This window comes from Bulleidia sp. zg-1006 (genome assembly GCF_016812035.1).
Taxonomy (GTDB): Bacteria; Bacillota_I; Bacilli_A; order Erysipelotrichales; family Erysipelotrichaceae; genus Bulleidia.
Genome location: NZ_CP069178.1, coordinates 991,289 through 1,008,647, shown reverse-complemented (window position 1 = coordinate 1,008,647; position 17,359 = coordinate 991,289). Strand labels below are relative to the sequence as shown.

17 protein-coding genes are annotated in these 17,359 nt (G+C 36.5%); 12 read left to right on the top strand and 5 right to left on the bottom strand.

The window, feature by feature from the left end; translation table 11 throughout:
- Positions 1-2: 2 nt before the first annotated feature.
- The 4 genes from JOS54_RS05070 (at position 3) to JOS54_RS05055 (ending at position 3,089) form a co-directional block, all read left to right on the top strand.
- Positions 3-797, top strand: coding sequence for a type III pantothenate kinase (locus tag JOS54_RS05070; protein ID WP_203244541.1), 795 nt, complete (start codon positions 3-5; stop codon positions 795-797).
- Between the two features lie 76 nt (positions 798-873).
- The gene (locus JOS54_RS05065; RefSeq protein ID WP_203244540.1) at positions 874-1,821 is read left to right on the top strand and encodes a 3-hydroxyacyl-CoA dehydrogenase; all 948 of its coding nucleotides are present in this window, start codon (positions 874-876) and stop codon (positions 1,819-1,821) included.
- Positions 1,822-1,892: 71 nt separating this feature from the next.
- Positions 1,893-2,771 (top strand): YitT family protein, encoded by an 879-nt coding sequence (locus tag JOS54_RS05060; RefSeq protein ID WP_203244539.1) that lies wholly within the window; start codon positions 1,893-1,895, stop codon positions 2,769-2,771.
- Between the two features lie 33 nt (positions 2,772-2,804).
- Positions 2,805-3,089, top strand: coding sequence for a hypothetical protein (locus JOS54_RS05055; protein WP_203244538.1), 285 nt, complete (start codon positions 2,805-2,807; stop codon positions 3,087-3,089).
- 209 nt (positions 3,090-3,298) lie between these two features.
- Here the strand turns inward: JOS54_RS05055 and JOS54_RS05050 are convergent, their stop codons facing one another.
- Positions 3,299-4,069, bottom strand: coding sequence for a hypothetical protein (locus JOS54_RS05050; RefSeq protein WP_203244537.1), 771 nt, complete (start codon positions 4,067-4,069; stop codon positions 3,299-3,301).
- A 74-nt stretch (positions 4,070-4,143) separates the two neighbouring features.
- Positions 4,144-5,616 (bottom strand): C69 family dipeptidase, encoded by a 1,473-nt coding sequence (locus tag JOS54_RS05045; RefSeq protein WP_203244536.1) that lies wholly within the window; start codon positions 5,614-5,616, stop codon positions 4,144-4,146.
- Positions 5,617-6,029: 413 nt separating this feature from the next.
- Here JOS54_RS05045 and JOS54_RS05040 point away from each other — a divergent pair, with 413 nt between their 5' ends.
- The 3 genes from JOS54_RS05040 to JOS54_RS08000 all read left to right on the top strand — a co-directional run bounded on the left by JOS54_RS05040 (position 6,030) and on the right by JOS54_RS08000 (position 8,025).
- Positions 6,030-6,566 carry a Bsp6I family type II restriction endonuclease gene (locus JOS54_RS05040; RefSeq protein WP_203244535.1) on the top strand — a complete coding sequence of 179 codons (537 nt, stop codon included), beginning with the start codon at positions 6,030-6,032 and terminating at the stop codon, positions 6,564-6,566.
- An 82-nt stretch (positions 6,567-6,648) separates the two neighbouring features.
- On the top strand, positions 6,649-7,626 hold the full coding sequence (locus JOS54_RS05035) for a DNA cytosine methyltransferase (protein WP_203244534.1): 978 nt from the start codon (positions 6,649-6,651) through the stop codon (positions 7,624-7,626).
- Between the two features lie 231 nt (positions 7,627-7,857).
- Complete coding sequence (locus JOS54_RS08000; protein WP_370541392.1) at positions 7,858-8,025, top strand: hypothetical protein; 168 nt, start codon at positions 7,858-7,860, stop codon at positions 8,023-8,025.
- A gap of 38 nt (positions 8,026-8,063) precedes the next feature.
- Here JOS54_RS08000 and lysS read toward each other — a convergent pair whose 3' ends face one another.
- A complete protein-coding gene (lysS, locus tag JOS54_RS05030) occupies positions 8,064-10,001 on the bottom strand; it encodes a lysine--tRNA ligase (protein WP_203244533.1) in 1,938 nt (645 codons plus the stop codon).
- Between the two features lie 299 nt (positions 10,002-10,300).
- Between lysS and JOS54_RS05025 the strand changes: the two genes are divergently transcribed.
- Entirely contained in the window at positions 10,301-11,032 is a 732-nt protein-coding gene (locus JOS54_RS05025) for an HAD family phosphatase (RefSeq protein WP_203244532.1), read from the top strand.
- Between the two features lie 31 nt (positions 11,033-11,063).
- Here JOS54_RS05025 and deoD read toward each other — a convergent pair whose 3' ends face one another.
- Complete coding sequence (gene deoD, locus JOS54_RS05020; protein WP_203244531.1) at positions 11,064-11,777, bottom strand: purine-nucleoside phosphorylase; 714 nt, start codon at positions 11,775-11,777, stop codon at positions 11,064-11,066.
- A 66-nt stretch (positions 11,778-11,843) separates the two neighbouring features.
- Positions 11,844-13,043 carry a D-alanine--D-alanine ligase family protein gene (locus tag JOS54_RS05015; RefSeq protein WP_203244530.1) on the bottom strand — a complete coding sequence of 400 codons (1,200 nt, stop codon included), beginning with the start codon at positions 13,041-13,043 and terminating at the stop codon, positions 11,844-11,846.
- A gap of 82 nt (positions 13,044-13,125) precedes the next feature.
- Here JOS54_RS05015 and JOS54_RS05010 point away from each other — a divergent pair, with 82 nt between their 5' ends.
- Genes JOS54_RS05010 through JOS54_RS04995 form a run of 4 tightly spaced genes read left to right on the top strand, consistent with a single transcriptional unit; the run spans position 13,126 to position 17,353 of the window.
- Complete coding sequence (locus JOS54_RS05010) at positions 13,126-14,361, top strand: patatin-like phospholipase family protein (RefSeq protein ID WP_203244529.1); 1,236 nt, start codon at positions 13,126-13,128, stop codon at positions 14,359-14,361.
- A 3-nt stretch (positions 14,362-14,364) separates the two neighbouring features.
- Positions 14,365-14,853 carry a deoxyuridine 5'-triphosphate nucleotidohydrolase gene (locus JOS54_RS05005; protein WP_203244528.1) on the top strand — a complete coding sequence of 163 codons (489 nt, stop codon included), beginning with the start codon at positions 14,365-14,367 and terminating at the stop codon, positions 14,851-14,853.
- A gap of 8 nt (positions 14,854-14,861) precedes the next feature.
- A complete protein-coding gene (gene map / locus JOS54_RS05000; protein WP_203244527.1) occupies positions 14,862-15,716 on the top strand; it encodes a type I methionyl aminopeptidase in 855 nt (284 codons plus the stop codon).
- Entirely contained in the window at positions 15,716-17,353 is a 1,638-nt protein-coding gene (locus JOS54_RS04995) for a putative manganese-dependent inorganic diphosphatase (protein ID WP_203244526.1), read from the top strand. Before map ends, JOS54_RS04995 begins: the two co-directional genes overlap by 1 nt.
- Positions 17,354-17,359 lie beyond the last annotated feature (6 nt).

The following is a 17,359-nucleotide window of genomic DNA, read 5'->3' as shown; positions in this document are numbered from 1 at the left end:
GGATGTTAGTGTGTGTGGATGTGGGGAATACGAATATTGCGATTGCTCTAATGCAAGGGAATACGATTGTGGATCGCTTTCGTTTGATGTCAAAGACACCTAGAACATCAGATGAATATGGTTTCTTTTTAATGAACTTGATGGACAAGGCCGGTGTGGAAGTGGCGGATTTAGAGGGAGTCATTTTATCCTCCGTTGTGCCAAAGTTAAATTATTCTTTGATTTCTGCTTTTAAAAAGTATTTGCATTGTAATACGATGATGGTTAACCATAAGATGAAATTAAACTTTCAATTGGTAACACCATATGCGGAACAAGTTGGTGCGGATCGAATTGTGAATTGTGCCTATATTCATCATTTTCATTCTAAGGGTGGTATTGTTGTCGACTTTGGAACAGCAACAACCTATGACTATGTGGATGAAAAAGGGGATTTTAAGTATGTTATTATTCAACCGGGTTTAGGTATTTCGGCAGCCGCTTTAACCAGTCAAACTGCTCAATTACCGGAAGTAGAGATTAAAAAACCAAACTCCATTTTGGGAACAAGTACTGTAACAGGTATGCAAGCGGGAATGGTGTATGGCTACCTAGGTGCAGTTAGAGAAATCATTCAAACGGCTAAGAAAGAATTGAATGATGAAGAAGCTTATGTGGTAGCGACGGGTGGTCTTGGTAAAGTCATTGCTAAAGAGTTGCAAGAAATTGATGAATATGATGGTGACTTAGCGTATCGAGGTATGCGTCATCTCTTTGACTTAAATAAAGAAGATTATGTAAAGAATTCAGATGACTGAGTTCTTTTTTCTTGGGCATTATAAGAGTACTATTTTTTTTCATCCGTATAATGAGGGTAAAGGAGGTATTCATATCATGAATTGGAAAAATGTGACAATTGCAGGTGGTGGTGTTTTAGGTAGCCAAATTGCTTTGCAGGTAGCTTACAGTGGATATAAAACAACGATATGGCTTAGAAGTGAGGATTCTATCACTCGTACTAAACCAAAGTTAGAAAGGTATAGAGATTTATACATCGCCGATTTAGAAAGTATGAAAGATGGGAAACATTACTTTCCTGGTTTGAGCAGACAAAAGAAACTTAGTGTTTCAGAAATGGATGCTTTGATTGAAAACTTTAAGAAAGCCTATCAGAACATTGTTTTAACAACTGATTGGCAAGAAGGTTTTGCGGATGCGGATTTTATTATTGAAGCAATCGCCGAAAATGTGGAAGAAAAGAAAGATTTCTATACGAAATTAAATGATTACACAAAGAATGATGTCGTAATAGCAACGAACTCTTCGACTTTATTGCCAAGTCAATTCAAGTCATGTATAAAGAATAAAGAGAATTATCTAGCTCTTCATTTTGCAAATCATATTTGGCGTCAAAACACGGCTGAAATTATGGGTCATGATGAAACGGATAAAAACTCTTTCGATGCTGTCGTAGACTTTGCTCAAAGTATCAACATGGTTCCTTTAAAGCTCTTTAAGGAACAGCCGGGTTATTTATTAAATTCTATGTTGGTGCCGTTCTTAAGTGCCGCGCAACAGTTATTGGCTGATGGTGTTGGTAATGTAGAAGATATTGATAAGGCTTGGACATTAGGAACAGGATCTCCGCTTGGTCCCTTCCGTATTCTCGATATTGTTGGCTTACAAACGGCTTATAATATTCAAATGATGAAGCCAAGCGCAAGTGACCCTCAAACACCGTCAGGGCGTGTGGCAACAATGTTGAAAGCGTATTTAGATGCGGGTAAAACAGGGGTTAACGCAAAGGAAGGCTTTTATTCCTACAAGGAAGAAGGAAAGTAATTTTCCTTCTTTTTTCATCTTGAAAGCCTTTTTTTATTTCATTATTATTATCTGAGAATAGGGGATTTTGTATGTCAGATATGGTTTTGATAAAGCCGAAAAGAGTTAGCGTTAAGAATATGATGATGATTGTCTTAGGATCCGCTATATACGCTTTTTCTGTGAATTATTTTTTATTACCATTAACGCTTTATTCGGGAGGGATACCAGGTACTTCCCAAGTATTAAGAACATTATTTTTTGCGCATGTTACACAAATGGATTTAGCAGGTTTGATTAACTTGCTATTTAATATTCCTTTGTTGATATTAGCCTATAAAACCATGAAAAAAAGAATGGTGGTTGGTACGATTGTTTCGGTCATTCTTCAAACATTGGTATTTACTTACTTTATGATGCCGAAAAAACCTATTTTAGATGATAAATTAGCGGGTATTGCGATAGCCGGTATTTTAGGTGGTGTTGGCTGCGGTTTGATTTTAAGTAATGGGGCCAGTGCTGGTGGTTTGGATTTAGTGGGTTTATATATGAGTTCAAAGAGTAAATCCATCTCTGTTGGTAAATTTAATACCTTGTATAACGTACTTTTATATATGGCTATGGCGCTGTTATTTAATGTTCAAACAGCTTTGTATTCGATTATTTATATTGTGGTATTTTCGTTAACAATCGACCGCTGGCACTTACAAAATATTGAAATCAAACTAATGATTTTTACGCATAATCCGACTGTCAAAGAAAAGATTATGAAAGAGTATGGTCGGGGAGTCACCTGTTGGGATGGTAAAGGAGCTTATACCAACCAACAAACCGAAGTGCTTGTGGTAATCGTAGATAAATCAGAAGTGAATGACGTGAAAAAGGATATTCGTCGTTTAGATAAGGAGGCTTTTGTGATAACGACCAGTGTCTTGGATATTAGTGGTGGCTACCAAAAGCGATTATTGTAGTTTTTTGAAGTGCCTGGAATGAATGGTGCTATAATGAATAGGGGAAAGGGAGTAAGTCGTACAATGTTAGTCAAGGATCTTTTAGCTGTTTATAATCGGAATGTGGATGATGAACAAAAGGCCATCATTATTGAGGATAATCATGAATTATTTCAGACCACGGAAATTTTAAGTCCTATTTATTTTTTGACGAAATTAAAGGAAATTTCCTATGCAGAATTGATTAATACATTTGGAGAACGAGAGGTGGATAACTTTTTTGATGAATTGGCTGACCAACGTTTTGGAACAACGTATTTAACCATTCGATTAAAATAATAGGAAGAGAAGAATGGAAAAAGGAGAAGAAATCATTTCTTCTCCTTTCTTTAATGAATAGGACTAATACTTTTTTTCAGTATTGTTGCGAATCACAAACGCCATCAACAAGCGGTTATCGTGAATAAGCTCAAGCCCAATGTACGCCAAGCCTTCACATTTGTTCCTTCTATGACATTCCAAGGAAGGATAGGGAAATTCATCCAAATTTATTTACTGGTCTTTGAGGCATTTTGTTTGTAGAATTTATAAGCTTCTAAAATAATACCGGCAATTAAGACAAGGCGACTTAATTGGAATAGGTAATAGCCGATTCCTTTTTGTAAAAGAGAAGAAGTCATTTTTTTACCTAAACCAAAGGCAGAACCCAGAGAGCTGATTTCTTGAAGGGTTTTATTGATTTGCCCAGTAGTAATGAAGCCAAGTAAAATGGTAATCAAAGCCAATCCAGGCAGAATATAGGATTTATATTTCCATTGAATTTTTTGTTTAAAAAAGATTGTAGCGATGCCGGCAATAGCTAGAATAAAGAAAATAAAACCATCACCAAGACTACCTGTTGGTGCGATTAAATTCATGGATTTGCCAAGCATTGAATAGTAGGGCAAGATACTTCCTAAGATAACAGACACAAATCCCACTAAATAAATGATTTCACTTAGATTCAACGAAATGCCTTGTACTTTTAACCTTTCTTTATCCGCAAAATCATTAGGGATGCTTTCATCCCATTTTTTCGTTGCATTGACGACATTGCCAAGCGTGTGTTGAGCCTTTTCTTTGATGTTATCTAAATCAATGGACTTTTTGAAAACTTCTTTTTTGAGGACTTCTTTTTCTTCATCCGATTTGGTGTTCCATTCTTCTTCTGTTAATCCAGTGTCCAGATAAGGTTTCCCGTCGGTTTCACAAAAGCGTTTTTCACCCTCTTCTAAGATATGAATCTTATCGCAAGATTCACAAATAAATACATGTTTCATCTATTTTCTCCCTTATTTATAACTTAATTTTATCATATAAAGAACATAAAAACCGATAAACTTTTGTGGCTTGTTTAGGCATCCGATCGCGAGAATCCATTCTTCATCAACAAGCTAGCTGTATATAGAACCTTATCTAAAGTTAGATATGTTTCTTTTTTCGCCATTTGAGCAATGGTTTCATTGGCTTGTTGGAGTAAGGAAATATCTTTCGTTGCCAAGAATTGTTGGTCGTTTTGACGAATGAGGGCATGACCTTGAGTTTGAACCGTATTTTGGTAGCGTTCAATCGTATTCGCTGTTTCCGCAAAATGAGCATCACTTAAGGCGGCAATAATACGATTTGCCCAATAGAAGTTTTCAGTGGTTACTTCAGCTGTGGTATTAGCTAAATAATCCGGTGTTTTCTCAATAGTGGTATAAAAAGGCACAAAAGCATTAAATACATTTGATCCATAACAAACCCATTCTATTGAACGATTTTCCTTTGGCATATAAGGGCGAATTTGCGTACAGGATAAGAAGTTATTACGGTTAATACCAATAGGACGATATTTTCCTTTTAATAAAGGATTAGCGTGGTTGCTGTAGGGATCAAAATCAGTCCCTTGATAATGATGAGAAAGAACGTATTTTACATCTTCAATCGTAATCTTTCTTTCTGGTTTTAAAGCAAATGGTAAACTATCCATTTCTGGTTTGTAATCGGCATGTTCACCATCCCATTGATAGGTGTTTGGGTTAAAGTATTTTAGCATCATCCAAGCTCTTGGTGTGTTATACACATGGTCAGCATCCGCATGAGAACCAAAAGTCCATCGCGGATTGAAAGTTCCATCTAAGGATAAGTCTAAGAAATTATCTTGCACAAAGTCTTTTAAATCTTTAGAACATAGATAATTCTCAGCATTTCCATAAGCATCCGCAAAGTCAAAATGGTCAATTCCTAATTGGTTAGGCATAACAACGTATTGATCATCAGGTACACGAATTGCCATCCAATGATGACCACCAATGGTTTCTAACCACCAGATTTCATCCACATCTTGAAAGGCAATCCCATTCATTTCATAAGTACCATATTTTTCCAATAAAGAACCTAAGCGTAAAATACCTTCACGAGCGGAATGAATGTAAGGCAGGGTAAGGGTGACGATGTCTTCTTCGCCAATGCCACCAATGATTTCAGGACGATTATCCGTTGCGGTCTTGTATTCAACTAAAGGATCCGCTGCTAGGACTAGTTCATTGGAAGTAATGGTTTCCGTTGCCGTCATGGCGATATTTTCTTCATTGACACCAGTCGCTGCCCAAATACCGATCTTACCTAAAGCATCGGGCATAGCGGTATAACGCATAGGATTTTTCGGTAATGGAATTTCCACATGAGATAAAACCGATTGATATATTTTTGCTTGCTCTTCCGGATGAACGACCACAAATTTCTTGGCTGTAAATTCTCCGGCTGGGGAATCTTCGTTTCTAGCCATCAGGGTTGAGCCATCATAACTGGCTTTTTTACCAACTAATAAGGTGGTACACGGCATAATTTTTTTCTCCTATCTAGTGTTTATTATGGTATCAACAGCATTTCATTATTTCAGTCGAAATAATTATAAAAATGCCTCCATTTATTTTATTATGCAGGAAACCATCCACAGATGAAAGAGAAAAAGAGTTATTTCTAGGTAAACAAAATAGGGGAGTGATGTATTCTAAACAAAAGGCTATAAACGGATATTAAGAAATAATCTTTGTTTTCCTACTTTTAAAAATATAATTATAGAAATATTTTAAGGATTGAATCAGATAGTATTTTTTAAGAGTTATTTTCATAATGATTTTCAAATATTTTTCTTTATAGTATTACCTTTATTTTTTGTTAAAACATATATGCTATAATATCTCAACGGAATGCTCCCCGTCATAAATGAATAGTAATATTGAAAGAATAGAAAAAATGGAACTGGTCAAAGTAGACGCCGCACGAATTAAGCAAGTAGTAGATACATATTTCCACTGGAAAACGCTTGATGCTGAAATTAAAACCCTATCCGGAACTAGAGGAATAAATTTCCCATCGGAACTATCAGAATATATGGCTTGTTATGCCTTGAATATTATGGTAAACAAAAAAGGTAGCGAGGGTGATGCGGTTGATATGACTGACCCAAATAATCCTTTGATTATTGAAATTAAAGGAAGTAGTGCAGAAAAAACTTCTGCACCTAATAGTTTTAGTCCCTCTGAACGTTTTGATGATTTGGTTTTTGTTAGACTAGAGAAATACGATGATGTGTTAAAAATATATCGCACAGGGATTAACTCTGAAAAATTAAAAAGCATAAAGGTTAATTCAACCCAAATTGTTGAAGATCAGCAAAAGCAAGGTCGTAGACCTAGATTTTCAATTCAAAAAATGATTGTTGAAGCCTATCAGTTAGAACCTGATGTAATTTTCAACATTCGAGATAAAACGATTGAACGCAAGAAATAGCAGAGAGGAGCAGGAGCATTCCTTTCTTTTCTGCTATAAATGTGCGACGTGCCGCAAATAATTTAAACAAGGAGGAAAACGTATGAAAAAAAGGACAGTAGGTAGTTTTTTTTCAGGTGTAGGAGGAATTGACTTAGGTTTTGAGAATACTGGTCTCTTTGAGATTGTCTATGCAAATGAAATTGATAAATATCCTGCTATAACATATGAAAGTAATTTTAATTTAAAAGTTGATGTAAGAGATATCAAAGATGTGAAAGGAAAAGAAATTCCTAATTTTGATATTATGGTTGGCGGTTTTCCGTGTCAATCATTCTCTTTGGCAGGATATAGACAGGGTTTTGATGATGAAAAAGGCAGAGGAACATTATTTTTTGAGATGGTTAGAATTTTGAAAGAAAAAAGAAAACTAAATAAACAACCTGGAGTTGTTTTCTTTGAAAACGTAAAAAATTTGGTAAGCCATGATAACGGGAATACATTTAGAGTAATTTTGGAAGAATTGAACGACTTAGGATATAAAGTGCAACAACAAGTTTTAAATGCTTGTGAATATGGAAATATTCCTCAAAATAGGGAAAGAATTTACATTGTTGGATTTCTAAATGACTTAGAATACGAAAAATTTCATTTCCCATTGCCCATTTTAATGGAAACAAAATTATCTGATGTTATTGATTTTAAACATAAACAAGATAGTAAATATTATTACACGAGTGAAAATTGTAAATTTTTTAACGAGTTAGAGAATAATATGAAAACGTCACATACAATTTATCAGTGGCGTAGAATTTATGTAAGAGAAAATAAAAGTAAGGTGTGTCCTACCTTAACAGCAAATATGGGGACAGGAGGACACAATGTTCCTTTGATAAGATGTAACACAGGTATAAGAAAATTAACACCTCGTGAGTGTTTTAATCTTCAAGGTTTTCCTAAAACATTCAAATTACCAAAAGATTTGAGCAATACTAGATTATATAAGCAAGCAGGAAATAGTGTTGTAGTATCTGTGATAGAAAAAATAGCATTTTGCATAGCAAAGGCTTTGTCTATTTAAAACGATAATCTATAACCGGACATGGCTGTGGAAAAACTGTACTTACAAGGTAGTAGAGAAGCATGACTTAATTGTTGGAAACTTAGACTGATAATGAAGGGACATAGAATACAGTTTTCCTGATTTAGATAAAATGATATTACTAAGTGAATATTTTTAAGTATCTAAGGTCCATTTATTAAAGGGAAAAGAAGATGTGCTTTTATTGAAATCAAAAAGCAACATGGTGTTGTGTACTATAGTTTTGATGAATTGAGATTAGAGATAGAAATATTTATACAGTATTATAACGAGCAACGAATAAAAGAAAAGTTTGAGGATTTCTGTTCAATACAGGCATCATCTTTTAACTACATAAAGAAAACGAGACAACCGAGGTCGTCTCGTAAAAAAGTCTAACTTTAAGGGGTCACCTCATTCACATACAGCTTTTTGTTTTAGTATAACTTAGCACCGGCCGGAATATGATTATCCACCATTAAGACATGAAGCACCTCTTCTTCCTTTTCAGTGTGTATAGCGGAAATAATCATCCCACAAGAATCAATTCCCATCATCTTACGGGCCGGCAGATTTGTGATTGCGATTAAGGTTTTGCCAAGCAATTCTTCTGGTTCATAGTACATATGAATCCCCGATAGAATAATACGGTCAACACCAGAGCCATCATCTAAAGTAAACTTCAATAGCTTAGTGGATTTAGGAACAGCTTCACAAGCTTTCACTTTAACAGCGCGGAAATCAGATTTAGAGAAAGTTTCAAAATCAACTTCTTCTTCAAACAAAGGCTCAATCTTAACTTTTGAGAAATCAAGTTTTTCGTTTGCTATAAAGAAACCATCATCCTTTGAACTCGATAATTTCTTTCCTTCTGTTCCTAAAGGCTTCATGGTTGGGAATAAGAGAACATCACGAATGGACTCATTTCCTGTCAGTAACATAACGAAACGGTCAATTCCAAAGCCAATACCACCTGTTGGAGGAAGACCATATTCTAAGGCTTCTACATAGTCTTGATCCATTTCTGAAGCTTCTTCATCCCCAGCCTCTTTAGCAACTAATTGATCTAAGAAACGCTGTTTCTGGTCAATTGGATCATTTAACTCAGAGAAAGCGTTGTTCATCTCAATACCCATAATGCTTAATTCAAAGCGCTCTGTGAAACGAGGGTCTTTACCTTTTTTCGCCAGTGGGGAAACTTCGATTGGATGACCCCAAATAAAGGTTGGTTGTTCAATCTTATCTTCACAGAATTTTTCAAAGAATAAACTAATGATATGACCAACAGACTTTTGGTGCTCTTCTACTTCAATATGATGTTCTTTCGCTAATTGAAGGGCTTCTTCTACAGACATTTCTTTCCAGAAATCAATACCGGTGCATTCCTTGACTGCATCGACCATATTCCATTTCTTGAATGGTGGTTTTAAAGAAATTGTCTTACCCATGAATACAAAGTCTGTCTTACCAAAGACTTCCATCGCTACATTTTCATAAAGACCTTCGGTTAAATCCATCATGCCTTGCATATCAGAATAAGCACAATAAGCTTCCATAGTAGTGAATTCAGGATTATGTTTTAAGTCCATTCCCTCGTTACGGAAAATACGACCAATTTCATATACACGTTCCAAACCACCAACAATTAATCGCTTCAAAGGTAATTCCGTTGCAATACGAAGATAGAAATCACGGTCTAAAGCATTATGGTGTGTGATAAAAGGACGAGCTGATGCACCGGTTAATAAAGGTTGTAAAACAGGTGTTTCAACTTCGATATAACCTTGGGAATCCATGTAATGACGAATAGCAGAAATAATTCTTGATCTTAAAATTGCCACATTTCTGGAATCATCATTGGTGATTAAGTCTAAATAACGACGGCGGTATCTTTCTTCTTTATTTTGCAGACCATGGAATTTATCGGGCAAAGGCAGTAAAGCTTTTGTTAGGTGAGTGTATTCATGCGCTTCAAGTGACAATTCACCTGTTTGTGTTTTCATAATAGAACCTTTAATGCCGATGATGTCCCCTAAATCACTTTTTTTGAATAATTCATAGCTTTCTTCACCAACAATGCGTTGATTCATCACAATTTGAATGCGACCAGTCTTATCTAGTAAGGAGATAAAACCCATTTTACCCATTCTGCGCTTCATCATGATACGACCGGCAACGGTTGTTTCAACTGGATTTTCTTCTAATTCTTCTTTGCTTTTAAATCCATACAAATCTTTGATTTCTTGGGCATGGGATTCTTGGTGGAATCCTTGACCAAAAGGGGCAATTCCTTGTTCAACTAAGGCGTTCATCTTATCTAAACGCGCTTGCATTTGGTCGTTTAATGGTAATTCTTGTTTCTGATTGTTTGCCATATAACCTCCTTAAGACAATAAAAGCACTTCGTTTAGGGACGAAGTGCTTGTTCGTGGTACCAACCCTAATTTACGGAATTATTCCGCCTATTTAGTCAAAAGTAACGTTTTTCACCGGTTCACTCCAGAGTCTTTAGCGCATACAACTTCCCTTGTCTAACTTTCACCATCATAGACTCGCTAAAAGGTTCTGTTCTAAGGCCTTCTCCATCAACGTGTACAGCACTATTCTACAATTGTTCTGAGTTCATTTCAATTCCTGTTTAGTGGTATAATGCAAAAAATAAGGAGGTGTTTCTATGAGCCAAGTCGCCGCTTTTTTTGACATTGATGGAACAATTTATCGAGAAGGGTTGATTACCGAGGTTTTTAAGAAGCTCGTTACCCATGAAATTATTGAAGGGGAACGCTGGCGTGATGAAGTTCAACCAGCTTATTTAGCTTGGGATCGACGCCAAGGGGACTATGATGATTATTTACAGAAAATGGTCGCTATTTTCAAGGAAGTGTCCGTTGGTATTTCTTCGGAACACATTACTCTAATTGCGGATCGCGTGATTCAACAAAAGGGGGAAAGAGTGTATCAATTTACCCGTAATGAAATTAAGAAACATAAAGAATTAGGTCATAAAATTATTGCGATTTCCGGTTCGCCGGATGCGTTGGTGAAGAAAATGGCAGAGAAATATGAATTTGATGATTGGCGTGGAACCATTTACCATGTGGATAAAAAGGGTTACTACACAGGAGAAGTAACTCCGATGTGGGATGCTGAAAGTAAACGAAAAGCCATTCATCAATTAGCTAAACAATATGATTTAAATTTACAAGAGTGCTACTCATATGGAGATACCAACGGTGACTTTGCGATGTTTGAGGAAACCGGATATCCAAGCTGTATCAATCCAACCAGAGAACTTCTTCATCGTATACAAATGACCGATGAAATTCGCAAGAAAATACAAGTGGTTGTGGAAAGAAAAGATGTGATTTATCACTTGAATATTGATCACATTTACTTAGATAGTTAAAAAGAAATGGATTTCCATTTCTTTTTAACTTCTAGTCCGCAACGGCTGCATCAAGAGCAATTTGCATCATACGGGTGAAACTGGTTTGTCTTTCTTCTGCGCTGGTTGCTTCATGAGAGACAACACTATCGGAGATGGTTAATAAACAAGCCGCATTCTTAGCTAAGATACGAGCATTGTTGAATAACGCAAAGCTTTCCATTTCAACACAAAGACAATGTTTCTCATTGACTAATTCTTCAAGGCGACTCTTAGCTTCGTTGTAGAAAACATCTGAGCTATGAATAACACCTTCATGAACGGGAATATCTAAATTTTTAGCTGCTCTCAATAGCTTTTCATTTAGTTCTTTCGATGGATAACCATATTCATCTTCATAACCTGATTGTACCTTTGCATAACTACTTTCAGAATAAGCCGCATTGGCTAAGATAACATCAAACATCTTTAACTCCGGAACATAAGCCCCGGCAGAACCAATACGGATGATATTTTCAACATCATAATCCTTGAATAGCTCATAGCTATAAATACCAATGGATGGCATACCCATACCAGAAGCCATAACGGATACCGGCTTACCTTTCCAAGTTCCTGTATAGCCTTGGATACCACGAACGTTATTCACTAAGACAGGATTTTCCAGGAATGTTTCAGCAATGAATTTTGCTCGTAATGGATCACCGGGCATTAAGACAGTTTTCGCAAATTGACCTTTTTCAGCACTATTGTGTGGAGTTGACATAATAACCTCGCTTTCTTATAGTTCCATTATATAGAAAGTTCGGCATTTTTTCCAAAGCTATCCTTATCAAGATGAAGTTTTACTTCCTTTAGAACCCTTACTACCACCTTTTGCCATATTTTCCAAGATATTAGATGAAAAAGAAGTGGTTAATTGATTACGACGACGTTCTCTATCTAAAGCTAGGGTAATCAGTTGGTTCATTAGCTTAGTGAAATCAACATCTTCTTCTTGCCATAAATAGAAAGCAAGGGAGCCGGGAATAGTATTAATTTCATTCACATAAATTTTCTTCGTTTCAGCATCCATAATGAAATCAATACGACAAACACCAGCTGAATCTAAAACACGGAAAGTGTCTTTTGCCAGTTGTTGAATGTATTTTGTTTCTTCGTTAGATAAAGGAGCGGGCACCATTCTTGAAGTCGCCGCCATACCAGAATCCCCTTTACTCCCCCCAGCTCCATACTTTTTATCAAAGTCTAATAATTCCTTTTCTTGTTGGGTTACTTCTTCTAAAACGGAAGCCTTTGAACCGGTATAATCACCAATTACAGAACAGTTGATTTCTCGCATTGGTTTGATAACTTTTTCAATAATAACTTTTTCATCATAACGCCTTGCGTCTTTAAATGATTCCAAAAAATCTTCATGATTATGAGCAACGGAGATGCCGATTGAAGACCCCGTACGAGCCGGTTTTAAAATGACCGGATAGCCTAGGGTATTCACTTTTTCTAAGATTTGTGTTTGATAGTTTTCAATATCTTGTCCATAAACCCAAAACCAAGGTGTAATTGGTAAGTGATTGTCATGAAGAATATGTTTTTGGAATACTTTATCCTGACCAACAACAGACCCATAAATATCACACCCCGCAAAAGGGATTTTCAGCATTTCAAATAGACCTTGAATGATACCGTCTTCACCGGTGGTGCCATGTATAACAGGGATAGCTAAATCAATATTTCCTAAATCCTTTTTTTGAAAAAAGCCAGTATGAATTGGACGAATGACACATTCATTACCTAAATTAACCAAAGTTACCTGTGTACTTTCCTTTAATAGAGCCGGAAGATTAGTGAAACTTTCCACCGCGAAAAATTTTTCTAAATTGTAATAAATTTTACGATCTTTTGCGATATAAAGAGGGATGACTTCATATTTATTCTTATCTAAGGCATGGATGGCTTGCTGGGCAGAAATAATTGATACCTCATGTTCAACCGACTCACCACCAAAAAAAACACCAACGCGTAATTTCATGTTAAAAACTCCTTTTTACTCATCCCATTATATAATGAGTTTAAGGTTTTGTGCTATGATGAACAAAAAGAGGTGAAAAGAAATGAGAGCCTTAGTTTTATCTGGCGGTGGCACAAAGGGGGCCTTTGAACTTGGAGCGGTAGAAGCATTGAAAGAAAGAGATGCGTATCATTTTAATTTGGTTTGTGGAACATCGGTCGGTGCTTTAAATGCCTTATTATTGGTTCAAAACGATTGGGATAAGATGAAAGATATGTATGCCCAACTAACAAGAGACCAAATTGTTCAAAATTTCATTCCTGATGACTTGAAGTTTCATACATTGATTGAACAACGCAAAAATTTGTCTACTAGTATCCGCGCTTATTTTCAACAAAAAGGATTGGATGTTAGTCCTTTAAAGCAGATGATTGATGATTATTATGACGAAGAAAAGTTTTTCTCTAGTCCGATTGATTTCGGGATTGTGGTAGCTCGAGCAAAAGATAAATCCGGCGTTTATGTGAATAAAGAAATGATGAAGGTACATGGCAAAGAATGGTTATTAGCCAGTGCTTCTGCCTACCCGGCTTTTCCAGTATGTACGATTGATGGGGAAGACTACATTGATGGTGGCTACTTTGATAATGTGCCGATTGATTGTGCTTTACAAAAAGGGGCTGATGAATTATTTGTGGTGGATTTAGGAGAAAAGCCACTACATCCGGAATGTGTCGGTGTTCCTTTTATTACCTATGTGCACCCACACTTAGAATTACCTCATTTCTTAGAATTTGATGTGAAGATGTTGGCTAGAAATCGTCGCTTAGGTTATCTTGAAACTAGGAAAGCACTCGGGGATTATGATGGTTATCATTATACTTTCCAACATTTTCCAACACCTCGGTTTTTCCGTTCTTTCTTTGTGAATTTACTTCGTTATGAAAGAAAGATTGAAGTGATTCATACGAAAGATAGTCATATTCATGCCGGTTATATTCAAGAAAGAGCTTTAGCTTTTAGTCTTGAGAAACAATTGGATGAAAAAGGTCTATTCATTTCTTTTTTAGAAGAAATAATGGTTTTCGCTAATTTGAATGATGAAATCATTTATTCCTATGAAGCCTTGAAGAATGAATTACTGATAGCCTTTAAAGAGGCTTTGATAGAACATATTTCTTTAAAAAAGAAGAAGGGATTGAATCCTGGAGAGGCCTTTGAGGCATTATTACAAACAAAAGTTTCGGGCAGGGAATGGATGAATGAAGAAGAGGCTTTGAATATTTATCCAAATGAATATGTGTTGGTGCAGTTCTTTATTGAAATGATGAAAGGATGAATTATGGCTATCGCAAAATTTGAAAAAGTGAGTTATGAACAATTTAAAAAAGATTTTTTAAAACAAGGCTATGGTGAAGAAGAGATTGAGAAGGCGTATCAGTTTGTACAATTACCAAAGCGTAGTACGGCCGGTTCAGCTGGTTATGATTTTGTTTGTCCTCTGGATGTCAATATAAATCAGGCAGGTCAGCTAATTCCAACAGGAATTCGTGCTAGAATAAAGGTCGGTTATGTTTTACTAGTGGTACCAAGATCTTCTTTGGGATTTAAGTGCCGTTTGGCCTTGGATAATAGTATTGGTGTTATTGATCGTGATTATTATCAATCGGATAATGAGGGTCATATTTTAGTGAAAGTGCATGCATCCAAGACAGTGGATTTAAAAGCCGGTGATCGTTTTGTACAGGGGATTTTTGTGCAATATGGTTTAGCGGAAGAAGAGGAAGTTGAAACCATGCGTAATGGTGGTATTGGTAGTACAAACGAATAGGAGAAAATATGGATCAAAAAAAATGGAAAGAAATCATGGAACAAGAACCCATTCCCAGTCATATCTTAGAAAAAATGCAGATGCTAAGAAGACATGGGGAAACGGTGATTGCCGATAAGTATATCAAAAGACCAACCATGATTGAAGGCATTCGTAAAGCTGCTACCTTGAATACAGCTGTATTAGATGAAGTTGAAAAACACATTCATGTGGGTATGAGCACACAAGAAATTGATGATATTGTGGCTGAATTCACCGAACAAAATGGTGGTATTTGTGCCCCTTATCATTTTGAAGGCTTTCCAAAGCACGTGTGTACTTCTGTGAATGAAGAAGTTTGTCATGGTATTCCAACGCGATTAAAGAAACTTCATGATGGGGATGTCATCAATGTGGATTGTACAACGATTGTGGATGGTTATTATGGGGATGCTTCGAGAATGTTTTACATCGGTGAGGTTTCAGAAGCAAGGAAGAAACTTTGCGAAGTTACGAAAGAAGCTTTGGAAATGGGCTTAAAGGCGGCCCAACCATGGGCTCATGTGGGTGATATTGGTTATGCTATACAAAATTACATCAAAAAAACCAGTTATTCGATTGTTCGCGATATTGGTGGTCATGGCGTTGGCTTGGAATTCCATGAAGATCCTTTCGTTGCTCATATTGGTCAGAAAGGAAGAGGCATGGTTTTAGTTCCCGGCATGGTGATTACCATTGAGCCAATGATTAATGCAGGTGGAGCCGGCGTGGTCATTGATCCTTATAATGATTGGACAATTTCAACCAGAGATGGTAAAGATTCTGCCCAATGGGAATATACGATCTTAATCACTGAAGAAGGAAATGAGGTATTAAGTTATTAATGTTAAATGAAACAATTTATGTGAGTGGTCATCGGCATCCGGATAGTGATGCGATTTGTAGTGCCATTGCGTATGCGAATTTATTGAATGAAACAGGAAGAAAAGCATTACCTTGTCGACAAGGACCATTAAATGAAGAAACGAAGTTTATTTTAAAGCGTTTTGGTTTGGATAATCCTTTATTGATGACGGATGCTAGAGCTCGTTTGTGTGATATTGAATTGGATACACCAACGACCATCAAAACACATGAGACAGTTCATCATGCTTGGCATTTGATGGAAAATACACAAAATAGAAGTCTATTTGTTGTGGATGATGAGGGAAGGTTAAAAGGGGTTTGCACAACTTCTGATTTATCGCGTTTTCGTTTTCATCCGGAAACAGACTTAGAACAATTGATGAAGACCGCTACTTTAGCGAACATTTCAAGAACCATTGGTGGTCACATTCGTTTTCAACCGGAACATTTCAGCTTTAATGGTCAAGTTCATGTGATTACAGTGGAAAAGATGGAAGATAGCCCCTATGAATTAAGGGATTGTATTGTGATGATGTCGGTGGGTTCAACGCGCCAAATCGATGCGATTCGAGAGGGAGCTAAGTGTCTTATCTTAACGATGGCGACTTGTGCATCGTTAGAGGTGATTAATGAAGCGAAGCGTTGGGGTTGTGCCATTATTGAAACATCTGAAAGTACCATGCACACGGCAGCTGTTATCAATGAGAGTTATTCAGTGGAACAAATTATGTCAGCTAATCCAATCACTTTTTTGGATATGGAGTATGTGGAAGATGTTGCTGTGAAGATGAATCATTCACGTGTGCGTTCCTATCCGGTTTTAAATGATAAGGGGGATATCGTTGGTGGAGTTTCACGATACCATACAAGAAATTATCATAAGTTACAAATTGCTTTGGTAGACCATTCCGCGACCAATCAATCGATGCAAAATATTGATAAGGGGGATATTGTAGCGATTGTGGATCATCATCATATTGGTGATATTACAACGAGTCATCCAATTGAATACCGCAATCATCGTTGTGGCTGTACTTGTACGATTGTTAATCTTTTATACAAAGAAGCTGGTTTAGCACCATCCAAACAAATGGCAGGGATAATGATGTCCGCTATTTTATCAGACACCTTGAATTTTAAGTCAGCAACAACAACGCAAGAAGATCAAGATACAGTGGAATATTTGGCTAAGATTGCGGAAATTGAAGATGTGAATGCTTATGCGATTGAAATGCTGGCGGCTTCGGTTGCTTTAAAGGATTCAACCCCAAAGGATATTCTTTACCGCGATTTGAAGTTCTACGATGTGGATCATTATCACATTGCGATTGGGCAAACAAATTTCTCTCATACAGAAGAAGTGCAATCCTTGATACCAAAGATGAAAGAACAGGTTTTCAAGGAACAAGAGAAGAAAGATTTGGATTTATTAGTTATGTTATTTACCGATGTCTTGGGCAATGGTTCTTACTTTGTGTATGGTGGTCCAATGGGCTATGTGTTAAAGGATTTATTGGAAACCATTATTGATGACCATAGCGGTTTTGATCCGAAAATTATTTCTCGTAAACAGCAATTAATGCCGAAGTTATCGGAATTATTAAAACAACAGTAAGAAAGA